Below are 25,277 nucleotides of genomic sequence, written 5' to 3'. Positions count from 1 at the left end.
CGCGTTCTCAGACCGTCATGCCGTGGTCGAGCCAGGCGCCCACCGAGCACGGAGACCATATGACGAGCATCGAGGACGATGCCAAACACCAGGACGACGCGGCACCCGCGGCTCCGCCCAAGAAAACCACAAAACAGCAGCTGATCGCGTGGGCGCGCCGGCTGCTGGTGGTCGTGGTCATCGGATTCGCCGCCTGGCAGGTCGCCAAGAGCTGGAACGAGGTCTGGGCGACGGTCAAGACGCTCTCCTGGAGCGCGACGCTGATCAGCGAGCTGTTCGTCCTCGCGGGCATTTTCCTGGGCGCCTACGCCTGGCAGATCATGGTCGACGACCTGGGCAAGCCGGTCGGTTTCATCAAGGGGGCCCAGTTCTACCTGGTCGGCTCGCTCGGCAAGTACGTTCCCGGCTCGGTGTGGGCGTACCTGCTGCAGATGGAGCTCGGCCGTAAGGCGGGTGTGCCGCGGGCCCGGATCTTCGTGGCGACGTTGATCTCGCTCGGTGTGTCCGTGGTCGCGATGGCCCTGCTGGGTCTGCTGTCGCTGCCGAGCGTGCTCGATCACGCGCCGAACGCCGTCTGGCTGTTCGCGCTGCTGCCCGTCGGCCTGGTCGCGCTGCACCCGAAGGTACTGACGTGGGGTACGTCGCTGGTGCTGAAGCTGCTGCGCAAGGCCCCGCTGGACCACGAGCTGCGCTACGGCATCGTCGGCAAACTGCTGGGTTTCCAGGTCGCTTCCTACGCCTGTTATGGCATGCATTTGTGGGTTCTGGCCGATTCGGTCGGTTCGCCCAGTTTCCGTGATCTGCTGCTGTCGATCGGCGCGATCTCGGTCGGCCTGCTGGGCGGCATCTTCGTCTTCATTCTCCCGTCCGGCGCAGGTGTGCGGGACGCGATCCTGGTCGGCGTGCTGTCGACCACCATGCCCGCGTCGCAGGCCCTGGCGTTCGCCCTCGTCTCGCGGCTGATGTTCCTGCTCGGTGAGGTGCTTTCGGCCGGGGTGGGCTGGTTGCTGCCGCGGCTGCGCAAGGTGTCCGCCACCGTCTGACATCGGTGTTTCCTATGGGGGATCGAGAGTTGACCACGCTGCCGAAAAACGAAGAAGCCCAGCTCGACGACGCGCCGGCGGCAGAGGAGCCGGCCGGGCCCAGACGCCGGATCGGCTGGCCCGGGGTCGGCCAGACCGTGCTCAGCGCGGCCCTGCTCGGGCTCATCCTGCACTGGCGCTACGGATACATGGCCGGTGTGGGCGATCATCTGGTGCTGTCGGCGGTGGGCAGGCACTGGGCGGACCCGTCGGCGTTCGCAGGCGACTGGATCATCGCCAACGCGCCGCAGCCGCACTGGTTCTTCGACATCATCACGTGGTTCGGCGCGGTCATCGGCCATATCGGCGCGGTCTACCTGGTCTACTGGATCATCGGCCTGGTCGTGTTCGGTGCGGCGACATCGATCCTCGCCAAGCGATGGGCCCCGGAGCACCCGTGGGTGGCCACGGTCCTCGTCAGCGTCATCGGTGGCATCACGCCGTGGTGGCTGCTCGGCACAGGTTCGCCGATGCTCGCGATCGCGCTGCCCGGTGTGCTCGCCGGATTCATGGTCTATCTCTCGCTCGCCGCCCTGCTGACCGGCCGCTACCGGCTGGCCGGGACAGTCGCCGTGGCCACTGCGATCGTGCACGTCCAGCAGGGCGGTGTGGTCGGGGTACTGCTGCTGACCGTCGGCCTGGTCGAGTTGTTCCGCAGTCGTCCGCGCCGCCCGCAGTGGTGGCTGTTCGGCTCCGCGATCGCCTGTTTCGTGATCATGTTCGTCAGCCTGCGGGCCAGGCCGGTGGCCGGGAACATGAACGACTTCGCCCAGGCCTGCCAGCAGCTGATCCCGTACCACTGTGAGGCCACCAGCTGGCCTTCTTCCCTGATCTGGCAAGGGTTCGCGCTGGTCGGGCTGGCGCTGGCGACCGTGCTGTACATGACCCGCAGGACATGGCCGATCTGGGCAGCGACGCTGGCCCTGACCGCGCTGGGCCTGGCCATCGGTGTGGCCGTGGACCGCTGGGACGTGCCTACGCTGGGCGTCCTCGCGCAGGGCCTGAACATCTATCGGCTCGACGTGCTGCTGATGCCGTTCGCCGCATGGGGCCTGCTGGCTCCGATCTTCGTCAAGCAGCGCGTGTGGGTGCGTTGGGTGTCGCTCGCAGTGGTGCTGTACTTCGCATACGAAGTGCTCAACACGCACGCCTTCGAACCGGCGTATCCGCTTGTGTACCCACGCGGCGGTAACTGGATCGGCGTCGCCGCGGCCGCGTTGGTCCTGGGTGTCCTGTGGGTCAGCCTGGGCCGGAAGTTCCGGTTCGCGATTCCGGCCATGGGTGTCGTGGTGGCCGGGTCGATCTTCATGTCGATGTGGAACTCGACGGCCATCTCGCTCAAGGCGCTCGATCCGACGTTCATCCCGGACACGAACATCCGGGTCTGGGGTGAGGCCGTGCAACGTGTGGTCCCGCCAGGCGAGCAGCTCGTCGCCGCTCCGTTGGGCCCGTACGTGCGCATGGTGACCGAACGAGGCGTGGTCGCGGACTGCAAGAACGGTCCGTACGGCGGCCCGGCCTGGTACGAGTACCAGGCCCGGATCAACGCCTTGGGCGGTTTCGGCCAGTGCCGCAGCCTGGACGCGGCCGGTTTCAACAACCTGACCCCCAGCCAGGTGTCGAACGTGGCGAAGACCTACAACGCCAACTACATCGTCATCGAGACCGGCCAGACCGACGATATGCCCGGCCTGAAGTCGCTGGGCTGGACCGAGGTCCTCGGCCCGGTAGGCCCGGTCGACAACTACATCTTCAAGGCCCCCTGGGCCAAGTAAGAACTCCTCGAACAGCAAGAAGGCCCCCGGCTCGCGCCGGGGGCCTTCTTGCTTGTCTCAGGACTCTCGGGATACCGACACCGTGTCCGGGACCTCCAGTTCTGCTAACTGCGAGGTGTCCAGGTCGGGTTCGCCGTTGTCCTGGGGCCGGCGCCGCCTGCTGTAGGCGGAGAACCCGATCAGACCGATCGTGAGGAGCAGGCCGATGCCGACGCTGACGAACGCGATGCCGGTACCGGGCATGGTGAAGTCGAGCTCGATGGTGCCGGAGGTGACACCCTTGGGCAGATCCACAACGATCAGGCCGACGGCGTTCGTCCGGATCGTCGCGGGCTGCCCGTTCACGGTCGCGGTGTAGCCGGGCCAGTTGAGCCGCGCGAACGTGACCGCGCCATTGGCGTTGCCGTTCGACCTGGTGAACGTGGTCCGCTCACCCACAGTGGACGTCTTGACCGACTCGGCGACCTGAGTACCCACCGACGCCTGGGAAACCGTTCCGTTGAACGGCAACGGGTCGATTCGCTTGTAGACAGTGGTCAGGCCGGTGGCCTCCGCCGACCGGTCACGGCGCCAGCCCGCGGGGGCCGGGTCCTTCCGCGTGTCGACCATGTTGTTCTGCACCACAACGGTCTGTGCGCGCATCAGATCCGCCAGCGGGGCCGTGTAGCCGTCGACCGGCTTCCAGAGCGCGGTCCACGCGTCCGGACAGACCGAGCCCTGGTAGATCATGCAGAGCTTGTTGTCCAGCTTGGTGAAGCCGATGCCGGAGTAGTCCGTCGGGCTGGAAACGCCCGCCACGCTGTACATCGAGCCGAACAACACGTCCTTGTAGGCCACGTTGGGCAGCAACTGTTTGCCGGTCAGGCTGGTCGTGCTGGCGACCTGGACGGTCACGCCCTCGTACTTCTTGAACCTGTCCTTGAGCAGCTGCTGGCTGGTGGGGAACTGGTAGTTCGTCACGCCGGCCATCGCCGGGAAGTACGCCAGCTGAACGCCGAGCACCGCGACCGAACCGGCCATCAGCACCGCGACACCGGACTTGCTGGCCATGCCACGCCACACGAGCAGAGCGACCAGAACGGCCACCACAACACAGCCGGCGATGATCTGGTCGCGGTTGTCCGGCACGTCCGCCCAGGCCACCCAGCCGCCAAGGAAGATGACCGCCAGCGAGATCGCCGCGCGCATCTTCACCTTCGTGCGTTCCAGGCCCGCGTTGGCCAGCACGAACCAGATCAGCAGCACCGGGAACCACAGGTTGGTCACCAGCCGCAGCGGCCAGCGGAACATCCAGATCTGCGACGGGCCGAGCACCAGCAGCAGGTAGACCGCGCCCACCACGAACACCGTGATCATCGACTGCCACCGCTGCCGCAGCATGCGCCAGCGCAGCCACGGCAGCACCGGCAGCACGAACCAGGCCAGGTAGAGCGCCGGGATGAACAGGTGCGAGGTGCCGAAGCTGGACACCCACGGCTGTGCGGTCGGCGTGCTCAGCCCGAGCAGGCTGGACAGGTTCGGCGAGAGGAACTCGTCGTTCCAGGTCTCGGACTCCGCGCGGAACCCGACCGACGAGCTGAGCAGCAGCGGCAGGAACACCGGCACGCTGAGCAGGCCGATCGCGCCACCGGACACGAACAGGCCGAGGATGCGGTCCCGCTTGCGGGTGACCCAGGACTCCACGACGAACCCGAGCACGATCACGCCGACCGCGAGCAGGCCGTACGGGTTGCCCAGCGAGACGCAGAGATACCCGGCGATGATCACCCACAGCCAGCTGCCGCCGCTGTGCACCGCGCGGTGCATCGTCCACCACACCCAGGGGATGAACGCCGTCGCCATCAGCGAGTACATCCAGGACGACGCGTCCCAGTAGAAGGTCTGCGTCGCGAGCGGGACCGCCAGACCCATCCCGGCGGCGAGCCACGGCCGGACGCCGTAGGCACGGGCCAGCAGGTACGAGCCGAGCGCCATCACCAGCAGGAAGAAGATCTTCGCGATGGTGATCGCCAGTGCCATGTTGTCGATCGGGTACGTCGCTACCGCGAGCAGCACCATCACCGGATTGAAGATCCCGGTGGACGCCTCGGCGGCGAACGCGCCGCCCCGCCACATGTCCGGTTCCATGATCGGCAGCCGGCCGTCGAGCACCGCCGCGCCGATCCGGCGCCAGACCGGGACGGTCGCACCCGCGGTGTCGTCCCAGTAGTAGAAGATGGTGTTGCGGATCATCGGCAGCGCCGCGGCCAGCCCGACCAGGGCGAGCATCACCGCGACGGGCAGGAGTCTCTTCAGCCGTGACCTGGCGCCTTCACCATGGCCGTTGAACTCGGCATTTCCGGTCGAACTCATGATCACGTCAAACGCCGTTCCACGCATGCGGGTTGCCCGCGCCTTGTCGCTCCGGTGGCTCAGGAAGCGTCCGGTACAGTGATTTCTCGGGCCCGCCCCTAGCGCGGGTCCACACGTTACCTTCCGGCCGCACGGACGCGTTCTGGGGTTGCGCGGCGGGTGCGTACCAGACGGCCATACTCCCGGGCAGGACTTGAATTCAGTGGCGAACCGAATCCACCAGACGGCGATCATCGGTGAAGGCGTCGAACTCGGCGACGACAATGTCATCGGCCCGTACAGCGTCATCGTCGGCCGCACCACGATCGGCAACGGCAACTGGATCGGCCCGCACGTGACCATCGGCACACCGGCCGAGGACAAGGGCGGCCCGCACCCGGTGGCGTGGGAGGGCGAGTTCGCCGGCGAGGGCGTGCGGATCGGCGATCGCAACAAGATCCGTGAATACGTCACCGTCCACCAGGGCACCAAGGTGGTCACCTCGGTCGGCGACGACTGCTACCTGCTGGTCCGCAGCCACGTCGGGCATGACGTGATCCTCGACGACAACATCGTCCTGGCCTGCTCGGCGCAACTGGGCGGGCACACGCACGTGTGGTCGCACGCGAACATCGGGATGAGCACGGTGGTGCACCAGCACGGCCGGATCGGTCCCGGCGCGATGGTCGGCATGGGCTCCGCGGTCCGCAAGGAGGTGCCCGCGTTCACCATCTCTGTGGGCAACCCGGCCCGCGTGTCGGGCCTCAACGTGGTCGGCCTGCAGCGGCGCGGGTGCGACGAGGCGACCATCGAGGCGTTGCAGCCGTTCCTCACCGGGAAGGGCGAGCTCACCGCCGACTCCCTGCCCGAAGAAATCTCCACGCTGCTCAAGGCGTGGGCCGCCCGCACCCCGCTGGCCTGACTCATCACCATCGACTAGGGAAAGATCGGACACCATGGAGCTGACAGACCGGCTGCGCGCCACCTTCGTCGAGGCACTCGCGCTCGACGGCGACGTCGATGTGGAGAACCTGAAGTACCGCGACATCGACGCGTGGGACTCGGTCGGTCACATGGGCCTGGTCGCGGCCATCGAGGACGAGTTCGATGTGCAGTTCGACACCGACCAGGTCATCGACATGAGCAGCTTCAAGGTCGCCGATGACATGCTCAAGGGCATGGTCGGCAAGTGACTCTTTCAGGCAAGGTCGCCCTGGTCACCGGCGGTACCAAGGGTATCGGCCGGTGCACTGTGCGGGCGCTCGCGGAGGCCGGCGCGACGGTGGTGCTCACCGGGCGTGACGAGGCGACCGCCAAGGAGGTCGCGGGCGAACTCGCCGACGAGTTGAACGCGCAGGTCTCCGGGCTCGCCCTGGACGTGACCGATTCGGCCGCGATCGGTTCCCTGGTGCGTGGCGTGGCCAAGGAGCACGGCAAGCTGGACATCTGCGTGGCCAACGCCGGTGTGCTCGAGGACGCGCTGGTCGGCATGATCAACGACGACATCGTGACCCGGATGCTGTCCACGAACGTCGCGGGCACCATCCACACCGTGCAGGCCGCGGCCCGCGCGATGATGCGCAAGCGCACCGGTGCCATCGTTGTTCTCGCCTCGATCGTCGGCGAGCGTGGCAGCGCTGGTCAGACCGCGTATGCCGCGTCGAAGGCGGCTGTCGGCAACGTGGCTCGGTCGACGGCCAAGGAGCTGGGCCGTTATGGCATCCGGGTCAACGGTGTCGCCCCTGGTGTCATCGAGACCGCGATGACCGCGCACCTGGCGGAAGATGTCATCGCCAAGCGCACCGCGGACACCCCGCTGGCCCGGCTGGGCAAGCCGGAAGAGGTGGCCCGCGTGATCCGGTTCCTGGTCAGCGACGAGGCGTCGTTCGTGACCGGTCAGATCCTCGGCGTCGACGGCGGTCTCGTGCTGTGACCTCGCTGATCCACTCTCGCGCCCGGCTGGTCGACGCGCTCGACGGATCGGTGCTCACGGGCTCCGAGCTCAAGGCGCGCGTGGCGCTCGTCGCCGACGAGCTGTCCGCGTTGCCCGACGGTGTCGTGTTCGCCCGGATGTCCCAGGATCTGCCCAGTGTGCTGCGGTATCTGGGGGCGTTCGAGGCGGGCCGGGCGATCGCGATGATCGACCCGTCGCTCGACGCGGATGTCCTCGCGGGACTGATCGCGCGGTTCCGCCCCGCGGCTGTGCTGGGGGCGGACGGTGCCGCCCCGAAGGGGTACCGGGCCAAGGGCGCGACGTGGGAGCGGACCGACAAGACCGGGGTCGCACCGCATCCGGATCTGGCCGTGTTGCTGCCGACCAGTGGATCGACGGGGAACCCGAAGCTGGTGCGGTTGAGCCGGACCGCGGTTCTGCACAACACCGAAGCCATCGCGCAGGTGCTGGGGATCGACGAGGACGAAGTCGTCGCCACGAATCTCCCGCTGCACTACAGTTACGGGCTTTCCGTCCTCAACAGCCACTTGTTGTGCGGGGCGACTGTTGTGGTGGAAAGCAACGGCGTCATGGGGCGTCCGTTCTGGACGGCCGTCGAGACGTACAAGATCACTTCGCTGGCCGGTGTGCCGTACCACTACGAGATGTTGCGGCGGCTGCGGTTCGACCCGGAGAAGTACCCGAGCCTGCGGACGCTGACCCAGGCCGGCGGCAAGTTGCGCACGGATCTCGTGGCGGAGTTCAACGACAAGATGCGGGCGGCAGGCGGCCGGATGTTCGTGATGTACGGCCAGACCGAGGCCGCACCGCGAATGTCCACTGTGCCGTCCGAGAAGCTCGCCGAGAAGCTCGGCTCCGCTGGGCCCGCGTTGCCCGGCGGCCGGTTCAGCATTCGCGCCGACGACGGCACGGAGATCACTGAGCCCGGTGTGGACGGTGAAGTCGTGTACCGCGGCCCGAACGTAATGATGGGTTACGCGGAGAACGAGGCCGAACTCGCCAACGGCGACGACAACGACGGTGTGCTCGTCACGGGTGACCTCGGCCACCTCGATGAGGACGGCTACCTGTACATCACCGGCCGGCTCAAGCGGATCGGCAAGGTGTTCGGGAATAGGGTCAACCTGGACGACCTTGAACAGGTCGTGAAGGGATACGGTCCGGCCGCCGCGGTGCCCGCCGGGGACAAGGTAGTGGTCTGGTTGCAGGAGGCAGACACCGACGCGTGCAAGGCCGCGGCCAGGACGCTGTCGGAACGCCTGCACCTGCATGTCACCGGCTTCGACGTCCGTCCGGCCGGCGACTTCCCCCTGCTGCCCAGCGGCAAGATCGACTACCGGTCTCTGGAGACGAAGGTATGACCGCGCTGTTCGAGCTCAGCCAGGCGGAGCGCGAGGCCGCGTTGCTGCCGCAGCTCACGGAGCTGACCAACCACCATCGCGAGAACTGCGAGCCGTACGACCGCATCCTCGGTGCGCTGGGGATCGAGCGTGGCCGCCAGTTCGATGCGGTCGCCGACCTGCCGTGGCTGCCGGTGCGGATGTTCAAGAACCACGACCTCAAGAGCGTGCCCGAAGACGAGGTCTTCAAGATCCTGACGTCCTCGGGCACCACGGGTGCGGGTGCGTCCCGGATCTACCTGGACAAGGACGCTGCGGGCGCGCAGACCAGGCAGCTGGGCGCGACGCTGCAGACCGTGCTGGGCGGTAAACGGTTGCCGATGCTGATGGTCGACACCGTCTCGATCATCAAGAACCGCCGGTCCTTCTCCGCGCGTGGCGCCGGTGTGCTGGGGATGGCCACGTTCGGGCGCAACCACGTGTACGCCCTGGACGAGAACGACCAGCCCGACGTCGAAGCGGTCAAGCAGTTCCTGGCCAAGCACGGCGACGAGCCGTTCCTGATCTTCGGTTTCACCTTCATGGTCTGGCTGTACCTCTACGAGGTCGCCAAGGAGCACAATCTGGATCTGTCCAACGGGATCCTGATCCACTCCGGCGGCTGGAAGAAGCTGATCGACCGTGCGGTGGACAACACCGAGTTCCGCAAGCGCTTCGCGCAGGACACCGGGCTGACCCGGATCCACAACTACTACGGCATGATCGAGCAGATCGGCACGGTCTTCCTGGAGGGCCCGTCCGGGAACTCCTTGTACTGCCCCGATTTCGCCGACATCGTGATCCGTGACCCGGAGACGTGGCAAGAGCAGCCGGTGGGCAAGCCGGGCGTGATCGAGGTGATCAGCACCCTGCCGCGGTCCTATCCGGGGCACCTGCTGCTGACCGAGGATCTGGGTGTGCTCAACGGAATCGACGACGGTGACTGGCCGGGCAAGCGGTTCTCGGTGCTCGGCAGGCTGCCGCGGGCCGAGGCCCGGGGCTGCTCGGACACCTTCTCGGGAGGTGCGGCAGCGTGAAGTTGCGGCAACGGTTCCCCACAGGTCCGGACATCGAAGCCGACGACCTGCTCGCTGAGCTGGCAGTCGAGCCCGAGGGCGGCCGGCTGAAGGTCGGCGACGAGCGGATCATCAGCTTCCTGACTTCCTTCGCCCGCAAGCTTCTGGCGCCCGCGGTGGCCCGTCGTTACCCGGAACTGGCCTCGCTCGGGTTCTTCCTGCGCAAGGGCGAGATCGCCAAGGCGCTCGCCCGCCTGGCCGACGGCGACGCGTCCACTTTGCGCTTCCCGCGCGGCATGATCTTCCACGTCCCACCGGCCAATGTGGACACGATCTTCGTGTACTCGTGGGCACTGTCCGCCTTGGCGGGCAACAGGAATGTCGTGCGCATCTCGCCGCGTTCGGCAGGTGCGGCGGAGGCTGTTGTCGACGCCCTGAACGAAGCTCTGGCAGACGCGCACCCGGCCGTCGTTCAGACGCAGCGCATGGTGACGTACGACCGCAACGATGAAGTGACCGCGGCGTTCTCCGCGGCGGCGGATCTGCGCGTGATCTGGGGCGGCGACCGGTCGGTGACCGAGGTCCGCAAGCACGCTCTCGCGCCGCACGCCAGGGACCTGACGTTCCCAGACCGTGCCTCGTTCGCAGTGATCTCGGTTGCCGGTTGGGAAGCCGCGACTCCCGAGGCCCGCAAGGAAGCTGCTATCGGCTTCTACAACGACTCGTACTGGTTCGACCAGGCCGCGTGCTCCTCGCCGCGGGCCGTGTTCTGGGTCGGCGACTCGGAGGCCGCGCTCAAGGGCCGCGACGAGTTCCGTCGTCTGCTCAGCGAGGTGCTCGTCGCGCGAGGCGAAGTGATCGAGCCCGCAATGGCTGTGCAGAAGCGTGTTTCGACGTATGGCGCGGCCGCGGACGGCCTGGCCACGTCGATCCGCTTCGACGGCAACGCGTTGGCGACGCTGGAGCTTGCCGAGCCGACGACCCTGCCGCGCGAATGGCTTGGTACAGGCACGTTCCCGCAAGTGACTGTGTCGCAGCTGGCGGATCTGGTGACGTCGATCGAGCGCAAGGACCAGACGCTGAGCGTGTTCGGCTTCGACCGCGCCGAGCTGATCGACTTGGTCAACGCCCTCGCCGGGCGGGGAATCGACCGGGTCGTGCCGTTCGGTTCGGCGCTGACCTTCTCCGCGATCTGGGACGGATTCGACCTGCTGCACGAATTCACCCGGCTGACGACAGTCTCCGTTTAGAACCAGCGCTCGAGAACCTGCGCGACACCGTCCTGCGAATTGGCGGCGGCGATTTCGTCCGCCACCGCGAGGACGTCAGGGTGGCCGTTGGCCATGGCGACGCCGTGGCCGGCCCACTCCAGCATGGGGATGTCGTTGGGCATGTCGCCGAACGCGACCACGTCCGCGACGTCCACCGAGAACAGTTTCGCGGCCTCGGCCAGACCGGTTGCCTTGGTGACGCCGAGTTTGGAGACCTCGATCAGGCCACGGCTGGTGGAGAAGGTCATGTTCACCGAGCCGCGCAGCACCGGGATCGCCACGGCCGCCATCTCCTCGCTGGTCATCCGGTCGTGCCGGACCAGTAATTTCACTGCCTCGTGGCCGAGGACCTCGGCCCGCGGTTTCGCCAGTTTGTCGGCGTCCCCCCAAGGGCTGATGTAGTCGTGTTCGGCCACAAAGGAATCCAGCGTGCCATTGGGGTTGTACCGCTCAGTGGCAACCGCCATGCCGGGCAGAACCTCCCGCAGCGCGTTCGCGACGTCGTGCAGCGTCACAGGATCCAACGTGTACGCGGACAAGACGCGATCCGCGCCGATGTCGTAAAGCACAGCGCCGTTCGCGCAGACCGCATATCCGGTCAGCCCGGCCTGCTCGGCGACGCTCGGTATCCAGCGCGGCGGACGACCGCTGACGAGGACAAAAGGAGTGCCCGCCGCGGTGACCCTGGTCACAACCGCCGCCGTGCGTGCACTGACCTGCTCGGTCACATCGAGCAAGGTCCCGTCGACGTCCGAGGCGATCAGTCCAGGTTTCTGCACATCATCCATCCTGCCCGACCGAGGCGGGCAGACGGGATCATCGTGACCAGACACCCACGAAACTGCCGCAGGTGATCCTTTCACCGGTGAGCCGGTCCTTGATCAGCCGCACCGCCACACTGGAGGTAGGCGCGATCTCCGCGTCGAGCGGCACGGAAGCGGGTACAGGCACACCCTTGCGTAGCGCGTCGATTTCGAGAGTCTGGAAGATGACCAGGTAGTGGCCGTCCCGGTTCAGGTTGTCGATCGCGGCGTCCGTGCGGGGGATCGCGTCGGCGACGAGTTCCGCGTCCAGCGGCCAGTCCAGCGGGAACGGGTTGTGCAGCTTCATGACCGGATAGACAAACGAGTTGTGCGGCAGCACCGCGACATTGTCAGCGGGGTACTTCGCGACACAGTCCTTGATCTGCCGGACATAGGTGGCTGTGATCGGGCTCGTGCGGATACCGCTCATTTCGGGCAGCACGGAGCCCAGGTCCACCGTCAGCTTGTCGTGCGGCTGATCGGCCGTCACGCTCCGGTCGTGTGCGGTGACCAGCGCGAAACTCGCTGCCGCCAGGGCGACAACCCCGGCCAACGCGGTCACCACGCGGGGCACGATCCGGACTTCCGGCACCGCCGACAGCAGGATCTCCAAGGTCGCGATCACGAGTGTGCCCCCGAGCAGCGCGGGATAGTCGTACCCCCACGACAGGCTCGCCGAGTACGCCAGGACCACAAGCAGCAACGGCCGCCACGGGAAGTACTTGTGCACCACCGCGTCCAGGACGATCGCCGCGGCGAAGATCCAGGCGATCTTGATAGCCCACGTGGGCGGGTACGACAGCTCGGTGTCGGCCAGCGAGTAGACCGTGATCGCCACGCCGCCCGCCGCGGCCAGGATCCGCAGCCACACTCCGGCCACGCCGATCCGGTCTCTCAGCAGCCAGAGGACACCGAGGAGAAGCGACACTCCGAAGACCCCGAGAACAGCCCGCCGCCAGTCGATCTGGGCCTGGTCGAAGATCACGCTGAAGTCGTTCTGCCAGAACCAGATCAGCGATTCGCCGTACGCGCCTTTGGCGCTCGTCAGCTGCAGGATCGCCTCACCGAGACCACCGGCCGCCGCGACGGTCCCGAAGTAGAGGATCGGAACCGAGCCGAGGCACAGCAGGTCGATCAGGACGCGCAGCCAGGATTTCGCCTGCTTGCGGGCATCGGGGTGCAGGAACAGGATCAGGAAACCGATGGGCACGGCCAGCGCGAAACTCTGCTTGGTGATCACCGCGAAACCCAGCAGTGCCAAGCCGATTCGCCGCTGCCACGGGTTCTGCGAGCGCAGTCCGGCGTCCAGCATCCACCAGCCGACGGCGGTCAGCATCAGGCCGTCGATGGTGTGCCAGGCCATCAGCGTGAACAGGTGCAGGTTGACCAGTGACGCGGCGGCGACCAGCAGCGTCCGCAGTGGACCCCACTGCAACGGCGACGTCCTGGTCAGCAGCGCGGCGCACGCGATCGTGAAGACGATCAGCTCGATCATGGCCAGGAACACCGACGAGATGTACAGCGGCGCCGGGATCAGGAAGTCGATCACGTGCAGCACGCTGGAGCCCAGCGGCCGGGCCGAGACGATATCCAGGTGCGGGATCTCGCCGTGCAGCAGCCGCCAGCTGCCGGCCAGGATGAATCCCTGGTCAGCGGCTGTGAAACCGAATCGGGCCACCCGCGCGACCACGGCCACGGCCAGCGCGATCACCCAGGCGACATGTATCGCCAGCCTGATCAGGACCGACTTGCGGCTTACCACGGTCGGCGATGCGGTGACCGCGACACGCTCAGTGACGTCTAACACGAGCGACAAAGCCTCCATGTGGCCGTAGCTTGGGCAGCAGACAGCGGAAAGCGCTACGGTCGATCATCGTGCGAGTTGGCATCGAGATCCTACCCGAGTACCGGTGGTGGGCTGCTGAGCCCAAATGGCGAGCCGCCGAGGAATACGGCTTCGACCACGCGTGGACATACGACCACCTAGGGTGGCGGTCCCTGGTCGACGGCCCATGGTTCGGTGCCATGCCGACCCTGACCGCGGCGGCGATGGTCACGTCGACCATCCGGCTGGGAACATGGGTTGCGACCCCGAACTTCCGGCACCCAGTGCCGTTCGTCCGCGAGCTGACCGCGATCGACGACGTATCCGACGGCCGCTTCATCCTGGGCGTCGGCGCCGGCGGCAGCGGATATGACACCAAGGTGATGGGCGACATCCCACAACCCCGAAGCCGCGCCGACCGCTTCAGCGAATTCGTCGAGCTGCTCGACCTGCTACTCCGCCAGGACCGCACAACATGGCGCGGCAAGTACTACGAAGCCGTCGAAGCCCGCAACGCCCCCGGCTGCGTCCAACGCCCCCGCCTACCCTTCGTCGTCGCTGCCAACGGCCCCAAATCCATGCGCGTAGCCGCCCGCTACGGCACAGGCTGGGTAACCACAGGCACAAACCACGACAGCATGGACGCCTGGTGGGCAGCACTGGCCGACGTCGCCGCCCAATTCACCGACACACTCGAAGCCGTAGGCCGCAACCCAGCAACAATCGACAGGTACGTGAACCTCGACGGCGCCCCCGAATTCGCCCTCACCAGCGTCGAATACTTCCGCGACGTCCTAGGCCGCGCCGAAGCCCTCGGCTTCACCGACGTCACAGTCCCCTGGCCCCGCCACGACGGCATCTACGCCGGCTCAGAACAAATCGTCGAAGCAATCGCCGCCGAAGTCCTCCCCGCCCTCCGCTGACCCAACCAAAGGACACCAAAACCCACGCAGGTAGGCAGCCTCGCCGAAGGTCCAGCGAGCCCCAAGCGAAAGAAAACCCCAGCTAACGGGCCGCATTGCAATAAAACTGGTCCAATTGGGTGACAAGTTGGAACCGGGCAACCGGCTGGGGCGTCTCTTCTGATGTGCCAGCGAGCACGAAGCGGAGGGGGCGGGGGCAACGCCCTCGTGCGGTGGGCGGGGGAGCCCACGCACGGGGGCTGACCCGGACACGCGCGGGGGAAATGCTTGCCAGGGGGTCTCACCTCGGTTAAAGGGGCTGCCCAATGAGCCGCGTCAGCAGGTCGGTACCCTCAGCGCCCGTGAGCTTCGATGGCTATGACCTGGTAATCGTCGGTGCCGGATTCTTCGGGCTGACTGTGGCGGAACGCACGGCGACTCAGCTGAACAAGCGGGTCCTGGTGCTCGAGCGTCGGTCGCACATCGGCGGGAACGCCTATTCGGAGGCGGAGCCGGAGACCGGCATCGAGATCCACAAGTACGGTGCCCACCTGTTCCACACGTCGAACAAGCGGGTGTGGGACTACGTCACGCAGTTCACCGAGTTCACCGATTACAAGCACCGGGTCTACACCAACCATCAGGGCCAGGTGTACCCGATGCCGATGAACCTGGCGATGATCAACCAGTTCTTCGGCCGAGCGTTCACTCCGGACGAGGCGCGTGCGCTGGTTGCCGAGCAGTCGTCGGAGATCGACCCCAAGGATGTGAAGAACCTCGAGGAGAAGGCGATCTCGCTGATCGGCCGCAAGCTCTACGAGGCGTTCATCAAGGGGTACACCGCCAAGCAGTGGCAGACCGACCCCAAGGAGCTTGTGCCGGGGATCATCACCCGCTTGCCGGTTCGCTACAACTACGACAACCGGTACTTCAACGACACCTACGAGGGTCTGCCGCGCAACGGCTACACCGCCTGGCTGGAGAAGATGGCCGAGCACCCGAACATCGAGGTGCGGCTGAACGTGGACTACTTCGAGGTCCGCGACCAGATCCCGGCGGGCACGCCGACGGTGTACACCGGTCCGGTCGACCGGTACTTCGACTACTCCGAGGGCCGGCTGGGCTGGCGCACGGTCGACCTCGAGCAGGAGGTCGTGTCCACCACCGGTGACTTCCAGGGCACCTCGGTGATGAACTACGCCGACGAGGACGTGCCCTTCACCCGGATTCTCGAGTTCCGGCACTTCCACCCCGAGCGGGACTACCCGTCCGACAAGACGGTCATCGTGCGTGAGTACTCCCGGTTCGCCAAGGACGACGACGAGCCGTACTACCCGATCAACACCCCGGACGACCGCGACAAGCTGGAGCGCTACCGTGAGCTGGTCAAGGGTGAGGCCGCGGCCCGCAACGTGATCTTCGGTGGCCGGTTGGGCACGTACAAGTACCTGGACATGCACATGGCCATCGGCTCGGCGCTGAGTGTGTTCGACAACAAGGTCGCGCCGCATCTGACCTCGGGCGCGCCGCTGGACGGGTCGTTCGATGCCTGACCAGAGGGAGATCGCCGTCCTGCGCGGCGTCCAGGAGACGATCGGCAAGCCCGCGGTCGTCAAGGTCGCGCGCGGGATGTCTTTCTTCGGTGAGCACAGCGCGGGCTGGCTCGCTGTCGGTGCTGTCGGCGCGTTGGTCGACAAGGAGCGCCGTAAGGACTGGCTGCTCGCGTGCGGCGGTGTGTTCGCGGCGCACGCGGCGTCCGTGGTGGTCAAGCGTGTGGTCAAGCGCACCCGGCCGGACGATGAGAGTGTGCAGGTGCTCGTCGGTACGCCGTCGCGGTTGAGTTTTCCGTCGGCGCATGCAACCTCGACGACGGCCGCGGCTGTTCTTTTCGGGGGGCTGACTGGGAGGCGGCTATCACCGGTGCTGGTCCCTCCGATGTTGCTGTCGAGGATGGTGCTCGGGGTGCACTACCCGAGCGACGTGGTGGCGGGCTCGGTGCTCGGTGCCGCGATCGGTGGCCTGGTACGTCGGAAGCTGAACGGCCGGAGGGGAAGTCGTGGGCAACAAAGTCGACGCGGCGACTGAAACAGAGCCTGTGGGCAAGAAGCCGCTCGGCCTGGTCGGCGGTCTGATCAAGACCGCCCGGCCGCGCCAGTGGATCAAGAACATCCTGGTGCTGGCGGCGCCGTTCACCGCCAGCAAGCTGACCGACACCGCGGTGCTCGCCGACGCGGGCATCGCGTTCGTCGCGTTCTGCATGGCGGCTTCCGCGGTGTACTTCGTCAACGACGCGATCGACGTCGAGGCGGACCGCGCACACCCGACCAAGCGCAACCGGCCGATCGCGGCCGGGATCGTGCCGGTCAAGGCCGCGATGGCGATCGCGGTCGTGTTGTTCCTCGGCGCTCTCGGGGTGTCGCTGGTCGCCAGCTGGCAGCTGGCGCTGGTGATCGCGGTCTACGAGGTCGTCCAGCTGGGGTACTGCTTCGGCCTCAAGCACCAGACCGTGATCGACCTGTGCATCGTGGCCTCCGGCTTCCTGATGCGCTCGATCGCCGGTGGCGCGGCCGCGGGCATCCCGGTGTCCCAGTGGTTCCTGCTGGTCACCGCTTTCGGCTCGTTGTTCATGGTCTCCGGCAAGCGTTATGCCGAGATAACACTGTTCGAGAAGACCGGCGCCAAGATCCGGGCCTCGCTGGCCAAGTACTCTGCGAGTTACCTGAGGTTCGTCTGGGCGACGTCCGCGGCGGTCGTGATCATGACCTACGGCTTGTGGGCGTTCGAGATCCGTGAGGATCACAACCAGGTCTGGTCGTCAGTGTCGATGATCCCCTTTGTCGTTGCCGTGCTGCGGTACGCGGTCGATGTGGACGGCGGGAACGCGGGGGAGCCTGAGGAGATCGCCCTGCGCGATCGTGTCCTGCAGGTACTCGGACTCGCCTGGGTTGCGACGTTGGCCTTGGCGGTCTACTTGTAACCCATACGGGGGGTCCGTGTATGACCCAAGTCGACACCGCGCTTTACCAGGCAAAACTCACACAGTTGTCCCGAAGAGGTGTCCTGTCGCTCGTCGGCGGGACAGCAGTGGCCGCGCTGCTGCTCTTCATGCTTGTCCGCAACAGCCTGACCGACGACGCGTACATCACTCTCGCGTACGCCAGGAACGTCGCCACAGACCTGCACTGGGGCCTGATCCCGCAGGAAGTGGCCAACTCGGCGACGTCGCCGTTGAACGTCATCCTGCTGGCGATCGCCACGGCCCTCACCGGTGTTTCCGGCGAGGTGCACCCTGTTCTGGGCCTCGGCATCGTCACCGTCGGGTTGTCGATGGCGATGGCGTGGGGCTGGACCCGGATCGTGCGGGCGATGGACCTGCCGGTCGTCTCGGCCGTGCTCGGCCTGGCGCTGGTGCTGCTCAACCCGATACTGCTGTCGGCCATCGGCCTCGAGGTCGTCCTGATCCCCGCTGTACTCGTGCTGCTGGTCGCGATGGCCGCCGAAGGCCGGGTCTTCTGGTTCGGCGTGATCTCTGGGCTGGCCGTGCTGGCCCGGCTCGACCTGATCGTCTTCGTGCTGGTGGTCGCGTTCTTCACGGCCTCGATCCGGCGCAAGCTGCTGCGCGCGATCGCGGGTGCCGTGGTCACGGCCGGTCCTTGGTACGTCTTCAGCTGGTTCGCGCTCGGTTCGGCCATCCCGGACACGCTGGTGATCAAGACCCTGCAGGAGGGGCTGTTCGCGCCGTGGAGCTTCGTCAGCGGCCCGGTGATGTACTTCCTGGGCAGCAGGCTGGTCGTGCCGCTGGCGTTCGGCGCCGCGCTGCTTGGTGTGATCGCGGTGGCGGCCTGGGCCGTCCTGCGCACCGCGACCCGCTGGGAGGAGACCTCACAGGTCCGCCGGATCACCCCGGCCGCGGCGCTAGGCATCGGCGGCATCGTCTACTACGCCGTCTACTCGTTCATGGGCGTCGGGCCGTACCACTGGTACTACGTGACGCCGATTGTCTCCTTGTCGGTCTTTCTCGCCGTGGCCGTCGGTGCGTGGCTGGCCAGCGCCCAACGGGAGCCATCACTACGCCCAGGAGCGCCTACCGTCGTGCTGACGCTCGTCGCCCTGCTCGGATTCGGCAACCTCGCCGCGGACGTCAAGCAGGGCGTGCCCTGGGACGCCCCGCCCATATTCGGCAACTGGGCCAGCGCGACGGACTACGCACGCGTGGCGAAGGAGATCGGCCGGCGCGTCGGCGACAAGACCGTCGCCAGTCCCGGTGAGATCGGTACGTTCGCCTATTTCTGTGACTGCGCCATCGTCGACGAGTTCGCCGACCGCGGCCGGGTGATCGGCAAGGTCCAGTTCAAGATCGACAACTCGAATCCGGTCACCAGCCTGGCCCTACGCGCGAACTACGCCTGGCTGGACTTCACCACCCAGCCGCGGCCGATCGACTACGAGATCCACTACGACCCGGGCCCGGCGACCGGTCCGGACAGCTGGACTGTCGAATCGGCCGCCAAGGGCGTCGGTCACTTCACCCTGCTACCTGCCCGGTAGCAGGTCAGAAGGGCAGCTTGCGGAAGATCGGCCGCGGCACGTGCCGCAGTATGGACATCACGGGACGGAACGCGGCCGGCGCCCACGCCTGCTCACGACGGTTGCGTACCGCGTTGACGACGATCTCGGCGACCTGCTCCGGGGTCTGGGACAACGGCGCGGGCTTGAGGCCTTCGGTCATCTTCGACCGGACGAACCCGGGCCGGATGACGGTCACGGTCACGCCGTGCGGCTTCAGGGCGTACGTCAGGCCTGTGTAGAACGCGTCGAATCCGGCTTTGGTGGAGCCGTACACGAAGTTCGACCGGCGGGCGCGCTCACCGGCGGCGGACGACAGCGCGACAAGCGCGCCGTGGCCCTGCTTGCGCAGACGCTCGGCCAGCGGCACGCCGATGGTCACGGCCGCGACGTAGTTGACCTCGGCCAGCTCACGGGCGACGTCTACGTTCGTCCAGGCTTCTTCCTGGTCGCCGAGCACACCGAACGCCACGATGGTGACGTCGATGTCGCCGTCGGCGAACGCCTTCTCGATCACCTCGGTGTGCGTGTCGGGCTGCTTGGCGTCGAACGGGAGCGTGCTGACCGTCGCGCCCGCGTCCCGCAGGCGGGCGGCGGCCGCGTCGAGCCGTTCCGAGGGCCGTGCGGCCAGCGTGATCCGCAGGGGACGCTGCCGCGCGTAGCGTTCGGCGACCGCCAGGCCGATCTCGGAGGTACCGCCGAGCAACAGCAGCGACTGGGGGCTGCCAACCGCGTCAATCACGTGAGCCTCAACCTTCTGGCCATGTCGGAGACAAAGATTCCGTTCGGGTCGACCGACGCGCGGACCTTGCGCCACTCGTCGATCCGGGGGTACATCCGCTGCAGCGCCTCGGCCGTGGTCCTGGACTCCTTGGCCAGGTACAGCCGCCCGCCCGTGCCGAGCACCAGCTCGTCCAGCTCGGTGCAGAGCTCGGCGAGACCGGGCTTGGCCGGCAGGTCCACCGCCAGCGTCCAGCCGGGCTCGGGGAACGACAGCGGCGCCCGGTTGCCCGCGCCGAAGCGCTTGAGCACGTTCAGCGCCGACACGTGCCCGGACTCCGCGATCAGCCGCACGCTCCGCTTGACGGCGTCTTCCTGGCCGAACGGGATGACGTACTGGTACTGCAGGAACCCGTGCGGGCCGTAGAGCCGGTTCCACTCGCCCATGATGTCCAGCGGGTGCAGGAACATCGTGATGTTCTGGATGGCGCCGTACTTCGTCGGCGACTTGCGGTACCAGAGCTCGTTGAAGGCACGCGCGGTCAGCTTGTTGAGCAGTCCCGGCGGGAAGATGTTCGGGATGGTCAGCAGCTGCGGCGCGTCGAACTTCAGCGGGTTGGCCCGCAGCTTGCGGGGCAGGTCGTCCAGGGTCGCGTGGTTGGCCCTGGTCAGGATGCCGCGGCCGAGGTGCGGGCCGGTCATCGTGGAGTCGAACCAGGAGACCGACTCCAGGTACTTGTCGTCGTCGACCGACTGCTTGGCCATCAGGTCGTCGAGGTTGTCGATCTGGTCGGTGTCGACCTTGAAGTACGCGGTCTCGACGCGGTTGAGCTTCAGCGTCGCGCGCACCACCACACCGGTCAGGCCCATGCCCCCGGCGGTCGCCCAGAACAGCTCCGAGTCCGGGCCGTCCGGGGTCAGCCTGCGGACCTCGCCGTCGGCCGTGACCACGTCCATCGACTGCACGTGGTCGCAGAAGCTGCCCTCCACGTGGTGGGCCTTGCCGTGGATGTCCGCGCCGATCGCACCGCCGACGCTGACCTGCCGGGTGCCGGGCAGTACCGGCATCCACAGCCCGAACGGCAGCAGCCGGCGCATAAGTGTGTCAAGGCTGACCCCCGCGTCCGTGTCGACGGTCGCGGCGTCCGCGTCGATGGCGTGGATCCGGTCCAGCCCGGTCATGTCGATGACCAGGCCACCGGCGTTCTGCGCGGGGTCGCCGTACGCACGGCCGAGTCCGCGGGCGATGACACCGCGCTCGTCGGCCGACTTGAGCGCCTCAATCACATCCAGGACGGTCTTGGGGACCACCACACGCGCGGTACTCGGCGCGGTTCTGCCCCAGCCGGCCAGCGTTCGCATCTCGGCTTCCACCCGCCCGAGGGTACTCAGCGGCGACTTCTAGACTGCTGGGGGCTTCTGCGGCCTGACCTGCCGGCCAGACCTGACAGTGAGGATTCGTGGTGACAGCAGTGGACACTGGGTCGGACACCGGATCACGCCGTGTGGGTTTGCTCACCCAGCTCACCCGTTTTGTCCTGGTCGGCGGTTTGTCGGCGCTGGTGGACTATGGGGTCTACCAGGGCCTCATCGCGCTCGGCACGTGGGTGCACCTGGCAAAAGCGGTAAGCTTCATCCTGGGTACCACGACTGCCTATCTGCTCAACCGGCGTTGGACGTTCAACGCCGCGGGCGGGGCCGCGCCGGTTGCGAAGTTCATGCTGCTTTACACCGTGACGTTTTTCGTCAACATCGGTGTGAACGCGCTGATGTTGCACCTGCTCGGTGACTTCCGATGGGAACTCACAGTGGCGTGGGTGGTGGCTCAGGCCACCGCGACCTTGATCAACTTTGTGATGTTGCGGGCAGTCGTCTTCCGCGACTAATCGCAATGCATGGTCAATGAGTCGTAACGAGTAAGCATGTACCTTGGCAACGAAATGACGTGTTGCCTACGAGGGTCTCCTGGAGGACTGAGGCGCGATGCCCGGTAGAACCGCACCGGCTCGGGGAAAAACCCCCGCGACGAAGACGCAGGCCAATGGGCATTCTGCTGCCTCGGACGCGGCACAGCCATCCGCCGATCCAGCGATGTTGGCAGCGCATGAGCCGTCCGGGCGCCTGGTCACCCAGCGCGGCCTGTTCGGTGGCCCGTCCGAGCTCGTCAGTGACGACCTCTATGCCCAGGTCACCCGGGGCGTGGCGCACCGGGACCGGGACAAGGTCGCGATCGAGCCGTCCGCGACGGTCTCGATGAACACCTACTTCGGCCGGTTCCCCGCCAGCTACTGGCAGCGCTGGACCGTCGTGCGCGAGGTCAGCGTCGAGCTGATCGCCCGCGGCAGCGGCCGGCTGACTGTGGGTGCGTCGGACTTCGAGGGCGTGTCCCGGACAGTCGCCTCCAAGCAGCTGACCGGCGAGGACGGCCCGGTCGTGCTGACCGCCAAGATCGACCGCTTCCTCGACGGTGGCGCGCTCTGGCTGGACATCGAGACCGATGTCGACGAGCGGCTGACCATCGAGCGCGTGCGCTGGACCGTCGAGCCGCCGGAGACGCTGCGCCCGACGTCCGTGGTCATCTGCACGTGCAACCGTGCCGACGACTGCATCAACACCCTGACCGCGCTGGCCGACGACCCGGAAGCGCTCGAGGTTCTCGACGCGATCTACGTCGCCGACCAGGGCAACGACACTGTCGACTCGCGCCCGCTGTTCGCGGATGTGTCCAAGCGGCTGGACAAGAAGCTCAACTACATCCAGCAGCCCAACCTCGGCGGCGCGGCCGGCTTCACCCGCGGCCTGTTCGAGACCGCCAAGCAGTCCGACCACGCCAACGTCCTGTTCATGGACGACGACGTGCTGCTTGAGCCGGACATCGCGATCCGGATGACCGCGTTCGCCAACCGCACCTCGCACCCGGTGATCGTCGGCGGGCAGATGCTCAACCTGCTGCACCCGAACTACCTGCATGTCGGCGCCGAGTACGCCGACCTGGAGAACCTGGCCCCCGGCCAGGTCACCGAGGGCGCGCTGTTCAACGCCGACCTGCTCGGCGTGGACGAGGAGACCGGCCAGCCCAACCGGCAGGAGAAGCGCGTCGACGCCGGCTACAACGGTTGGTGGTCGTGCCTGATCCCGACCGAGATCGTGCAGGAGGTCGGCTACCCGCTGCCGGTGTTCTTCCAGTGGGACGACGCCGAGTACGGCTACCGCGCACGGGCCGCCGGTTTCCCGACGGTCACGCTGCCGGGTGCGGCCGTGTGGCACGCGGACTTCAGCTGGAAGGACTGGGACGACTGGCACCGGTACTTCAACCTGCGTAACTCGCTGATCACCGCCGCGCTGCACAGCCACTTCGACACCAAGCACATCGCTCGCGTGCTGGCCTCGCACATGGCCCGCTACATGCTGACCATGCAGTACGGCCTGACCGCGACGATGCTCAAGGCGATCGAGGACTTCCTGGTCGGCCCGGAGATCCTGCGCGACGGCGGTGCCGCGGCCGTCGGCGAGATCCGCAAGCTGCGTGCGCAGTACCCGGAGACCGTGCGGCACCGGCCGGACGAGGTCCCGGGTATGCGCTCAGGTGAGCTGGAGATCGTGCCCGCGGGCGCGACGCCTCGGCTCAAGCGTGCTGTCCTGCTCAAGCGGGTCGTGCACCAGCTGCTGGGCAAGCACCGGCACGAGAAGGGCGCCATCAGCCTCGATGACGCCGCCTGGTGGCACGTCTCGCTGTTCGACAGTGTCGCGGTCACCGACGCGTCCCAGGAGGGCGTGCGGCTGCGTAAGTACGACCGGGACCTGATGTTCAAGCTGGGCAAGCAGACCGCTGCCCTGCTGCGCCGCTTCATGAACGAAGGCAACATCGCGCAGCAGCGCTACAAGGACGCGATGCCCGAGCTGACCAGCCGCGAGAACTGGGCCCGGCTCTACCGCCTCTGATCTGCCCGTCTCTGATCTGTCACAGCAACGCCCCTGCCGGGTTGTCCGGCAGGGGCGTTGCTCTATGCCCGGAAACCGTGGTTGGCCCTGGCGGCGCTGCCGTAGACCTGGGTCCGTGGCGGCAGCTCGTCGAAATGCGCCGTCACGACGTGGGCGAAGTTGATCGCCACCCGGTTGCCGTCCTCGAGTTCCGGGGTGTCCACCGCGCCTGAGCTCATCAGCGTCTGCAGACGGCCGGCGAGCCCTTTCGCCGAGGCGTCGGCCAGTGCGTACACCAGTGGCTCACCGCCGCTCGCAAGGTGCAGTACGAGGGCATTGCGTTTCGGCTCGCTCATGACCCCACCTCAGCACCGGTGCGGGGACGCGGCAACACGGGTTCACCCTGAGCGGATCTGCTCTGAGCGGAATAGTTCACCGCGAGCGCGACGCCGAGCAGGACAGCTCCGATGATGCCGGCCGTTGCCAGCCGTTCGCCGAAGAAGGCGACCGACAACACGGTAGCTGTCAACGGTTCCAGTACCGCTGCCAGTGCGGCGGCGACAGGATTGGCCTGGCGCAAGGCAATCAGGTACAAGCCATACGCGGTCGCAGTCGGCACAGCGCCCAGAAACAGTGTTGTCGCAACGACTTGCGGTGTCATGGGCAGGCTCATGCCCACTGTCAGCGCCGCGGGCAACAGCAACAGCCCGCCGAACAGCAGGCCGATGCTGATCGTGCCGCCAGTGGACAGTCCTGGCACCGCGTTGCGGTTGACCATCGTGAACGCGGCGAATCCGGCCGCGGCCGTGAGGCACAACAAGATTCCCGCGACGGTATGCCAGAAGTCCCTTGCAGAGGGGGTTCCGGCGAGCAGACCGAGACCGGCGAGTGCGATCGTGATGCACAAACCCGTGCGGGCGCTGGGCATCCGGCGATCCCGGATGGCCGTGACCACCGCGATGATGACGGGTGAACTGCCGATGGTGACCAGTGTGGCAAGGCTTACCGAAGTCATTGCCACGCCGCCGAAGTAGCTGGCCTGGAAGACCGCCAGCAGGGCGCCGGCGGTGAGCAGCCTGCGGCCGACGGCGCGCGTCCGTGGCAGACGCTGCAATTGCGCAGCGAGCGCCACTGTGGCGATTGCGCCACCGATCAGTAGCCGGTAGGCCGCGACCGCAAGGGGATGCAGGCCGGCGAGGTCCTGAAGCAGGGCGCCAGCCAGGCCGCCGGTGCCCCAGAGCACGCCCGCGGCGACCAAGAACAGCATGGATTGCTTGGTTGACAAGGTGAATCGCTCCAACGCAGGAGGAACAGGTGAATGTCCGGCTGCGGGGCGATGGGCATACCCGTAGACACGCGGCGACCTGCCGCGTGTGGTGGCTCAAGCCCCGCTCAGGCGCGGGGCGGCGGGGTGATCGGGTACATGCGATGCACGAAATGAACGTTAACCGGACTGTCAAGCGGCATTTGGCTGAACCTCGCGATGGTGATCACACTCTCGGTAGGTCGGCTACTCAGTGTAGCCATCGATAGTCCGATCCGGACCGTGCAGCAATGCTGCATTCGATGGAGCGAGGCGGCGCGATCGGGTGTTTTTCGCCTATTTCTGGCCGATCGATCACTCATACTGGGCGGTAACAACTGCGCCCGGTGGCCTAGTTGGCAGTGTGAACCCTCGAACGGCGGATCGACCTGTAGTTCGTTTCGTGCGGAAATTATTTCCTACTCGGGC

At 66.8% G+C, this 25,277-nt stretch carries 22 protein-coding genes; 15 read left to right on the top strand and 7 right to left on the bottom strand.

Going from position 1 to position 25,277, the window contains the following annotated elements:
• The first annotated feature begins 59 nt into the window (after positions 1-59).
• Positions 60-1,043, top strand: a complete 984-nt coding sequence (locus tag JOF56_RS10135) for a lysylphosphatidylglycerol synthase transmembrane domain-containing protein (protein ID WP_209636655.1) — start codon at positions 60-62, stop codon at positions 1,041-1,043.
• A 29-nt stretch (positions 1,044-1,072) separates the two neighbouring features.
• A complete protein-coding gene (locus JOF56_RS10130; RefSeq protein WP_209636652.1) occupies positions 1,073-2,857 on the top strand; it encodes a spermidine synthase family protein in 1,785 nt (594 codons plus the stop codon).
• Positions 2,858-2,914: 57 nt separating this feature from the next.
• On the opposite strand, the gene JOF56_RS10125 is transcribed toward JOF56_RS10130, so the two are convergent.
• Complete coding sequence (locus tag JOF56_RS10125) at positions 2,915-5,209, bottom strand: glycosyltransferase family protein (RefSeq protein WP_209636650.1); 2,295 nt, start codon at positions 5,207-5,209, stop codon at positions 2,915-2,917.
• A gap of 202 nt (positions 5,210-5,411) precedes the next feature.
• Between JOF56_RS10125 and JOF56_RS10120 the strand changes: the two genes are divergently transcribed.
• The 6 genes from JOF56_RS10120 to JOF56_RS10095 are packed head-to-tail and all read left to right on the top strand — an operon-like array spanning position 5,412 to position 10,787.
• Positions 5,412-6,110, top strand: coding sequence for an acyl-ACP--UDP-N-acetylglucosamine O-acyltransferase family protein (locus JOF56_RS10120; RefSeq protein ID WP_209636648.1), 699 nt, complete (start codon positions 5,412-5,414; stop codon positions 6,108-6,110).
• Positions 6,111-6,144: 34 nt separating this feature from the next.
• Complete coding sequence (locus tag JOF56_RS10115) at positions 6,145-6,381, top strand: acyl carrier protein (RefSeq protein WP_209636647.1); 237 nt, start codon at positions 6,145-6,147, stop codon at positions 6,379-6,381.
• Positions 6,378-7,121, top strand: a complete 744-nt coding sequence (locus JOF56_RS10110) for an SDR family NAD(P)-dependent oxidoreductase (protein WP_209636645.1) — start codon at positions 6,378-6,380, stop codon at positions 7,119-7,121. The genes JOF56_RS10115 and JOF56_RS10110 overlap by 4 nt, the downstream gene beginning before the upstream one ends.
• On the top strand, positions 7,118-8,503 hold the full coding sequence (locus tag JOF56_RS10105; protein WP_209636642.1) for an AMP-binding protein: 1,386 nt from the start codon (positions 7,118-7,120) through the stop codon (positions 8,501-8,503). The genes JOF56_RS10110 and JOF56_RS10105 overlap by 4 nt, the downstream gene beginning before the upstream one ends.
• The gene (locus tag JOF56_RS10100; protein WP_209636640.1) at positions 8,500-9,558 is read left to right on the top strand and encodes a LuxE/PaaK family acyltransferase; all 1,059 of its coding nucleotides are present in this window, start codon (positions 8,500-8,502) and stop codon (positions 9,556-9,558) included. Before JOF56_RS10105 ends, JOF56_RS10100 begins: the two co-directional genes overlap by 4 nt.
• On the top strand, positions 9,555-10,787 hold the full coding sequence (locus tag JOF56_RS10095; RefSeq protein WP_209636639.1) for an acyl-CoA reductase: 1,233 nt from the start codon (positions 9,555-9,557) through the stop codon (positions 10,785-10,787). Before JOF56_RS10100 ends, JOF56_RS10095 begins: the two co-directional genes overlap by 4 nt.
• Here JOF56_RS10095 and JOF56_RS10090 read toward each other — a convergent pair.
• Complete coding sequence (locus JOF56_RS10090; protein WP_209636637.1) at positions 10,784-11,587, bottom strand: HAD family hydrolase; 804 nt, start codon at positions 11,585-11,587, stop codon at positions 10,784-10,786. The two genes, JOF56_RS10095 and JOF56_RS10090, sit on opposite strands and share 4 nt — an antisense overlap.
• A 37-nt stretch (positions 11,588-11,624) precedes the next feature.
• Entirely contained in the window at positions 11,625-13,418 is a 1,794-nt protein-coding gene (locus tag JOF56_RS10085) for a hypothetical protein (protein WP_209636635.1), read from the bottom strand.
• 68 nt (positions 13,419-13,486) lie between these two features.
• Between JOF56_RS10085 and JOF56_RS10080 the strand changes: the two genes are divergently transcribed.
• The 5 genes from JOF56_RS10080 (at position 13,487) to JOF56_RS10060 (ending at position 18,886) form a co-directional block, all read left to right on the top strand.
• Positions 13,487-14,359 carry an LLM class flavin-dependent oxidoreductase gene (locus JOF56_RS10080; RefSeq protein ID WP_209636633.1) on the top strand — a complete coding sequence of 291 codons (873 nt, stop codon included), beginning with the start codon at positions 13,487-13,489 and terminating at the stop codon, positions 14,357-14,359.
• Between the two features lie 305 nt (positions 14,360-14,664).
• A complete protein-coding gene (gene glf / locus JOF56_RS10075) occupies positions 14,665-15,891 on the top strand; it encodes a UDP-galactopyranose mutase (protein ID WP_209636631.1) in 1,227 nt (408 codons plus the stop codon).
• Entirely contained in the window at positions 15,884-16,423 is a 540-nt protein-coding gene (locus tag JOF56_RS10070) for a phosphatase PAP2 family protein (protein ID WP_209636629.1), read from the top strand. Before glf ends, JOF56_RS10070 begins: the two co-directional genes overlap by 8 nt.
• A 10-nt stretch (positions 16,424-16,433) precedes the next feature.
• Entirely contained in the window at positions 16,434-17,315 is an 882-nt protein-coding gene (locus tag JOF56_RS10065; protein ID WP_372448372.1) for a decaprenyl-phosphate phosphoribosyltransferase, read from the top strand.
• Positions 17,316-17,335: 20 nt separating this feature from the next.
• Positions 17,336-18,886 carry a hypothetical protein gene (locus JOF56_RS10060; protein WP_245378220.1) on the top strand — a complete coding sequence of 517 codons (1,551 nt, stop codon included), beginning with the start codon at positions 17,336-17,338 and terminating at the stop codon, positions 18,884-18,886.
• 4 nt (positions 18,887-18,890) lie between these two features.
• On the opposite strand, the gene dprE2 is transcribed toward JOF56_RS10060, so the two are convergent.
• A complete protein-coding gene (gene dprE2 / locus JOF56_RS10055; RefSeq protein WP_209636626.1) occupies positions 18,891-19,646 on the bottom strand; it encodes a decaprenylphospho-beta-D-erythro-pentofuranosid-2-ulose 2-reductase in 756 nt (251 codons plus the stop codon).
• A complete protein-coding gene (gene dprE1, locus JOF56_RS10050; protein ID WP_307855015.1) occupies positions 19,643-20,998 on the bottom strand; it encodes a decaprenylphosphoryl-beta-D-ribose oxidase in 1,356 nt (451 codons plus the stop codon). The genes dprE2 and dprE1 overlap by 4 nt, the downstream gene beginning before the upstream one ends.
• 89 nt (positions 20,999-21,087) lie before the next feature.
• Between dprE1 and JOF56_RS10045 the strand changes: the two genes are divergently transcribed.
• Complete coding sequence (locus JOF56_RS10045) at positions 21,088-21,510, top strand: GtrA family protein (RefSeq protein ID WP_307855014.1); 423 nt, start codon at positions 21,088-21,090, stop codon at positions 21,508-21,510.
• Positions 21,511-21,607: 97 nt separating this feature from the next.
• Positions 21,608-23,566 carry a glycosyltransferase gene (locus JOF56_RS10040; RefSeq protein WP_209636624.1) on the top strand — a complete coding sequence of 653 codons (1,959 nt, stop codon included), beginning with the start codon at positions 21,608-21,610 and terminating at the stop codon, positions 23,564-23,566.
• A 62-nt stretch (positions 23,567-23,628) separates the two neighbouring features.
• On the opposite strand, the gene JOF56_RS10035 is transcribed toward JOF56_RS10040, so the two are convergent.
• Together JOF56_RS10035 and JOF56_RS10030 are read right to left on the bottom strand one after the other, a co-directional pair.
• Positions 23,629-23,901: a hypothetical protein gene (locus tag JOF56_RS10035; protein WP_209636622.1), complete on the bottom strand. Its 273-nt coding sequence runs from the start codon at positions 23,899-23,901 to the stop codon at positions 23,629-23,631.
• On the bottom strand, positions 23,898-24,812 hold the full coding sequence (locus JOF56_RS10030) for a DMT family transporter (RefSeq protein ID WP_209636620.1): 915 nt from the start codon (positions 24,810-24,812) through the stop codon (positions 23,898-23,900). The genes JOF56_RS10035 and JOF56_RS10030 overlap by 4 nt, the downstream gene beginning before the upstream one ends.
• Between the last annotated feature and the right edge of the window lie 465 nt (positions 24,813-25,277).

Source organism: Kibdelosporangium banguiense (assembly GCF_017876405.1).
GTDB lineage: Bacteria > Actinomycetota > Actinomycetes > Mycobacteriales > Pseudonocardiaceae > Kibdelosporangium > Kibdelosporangium banguiense.
Note: the sequence above shows the minus strand (reverse complement) of the source record. Positions and strands in the feature narration are given on the sequence as shown.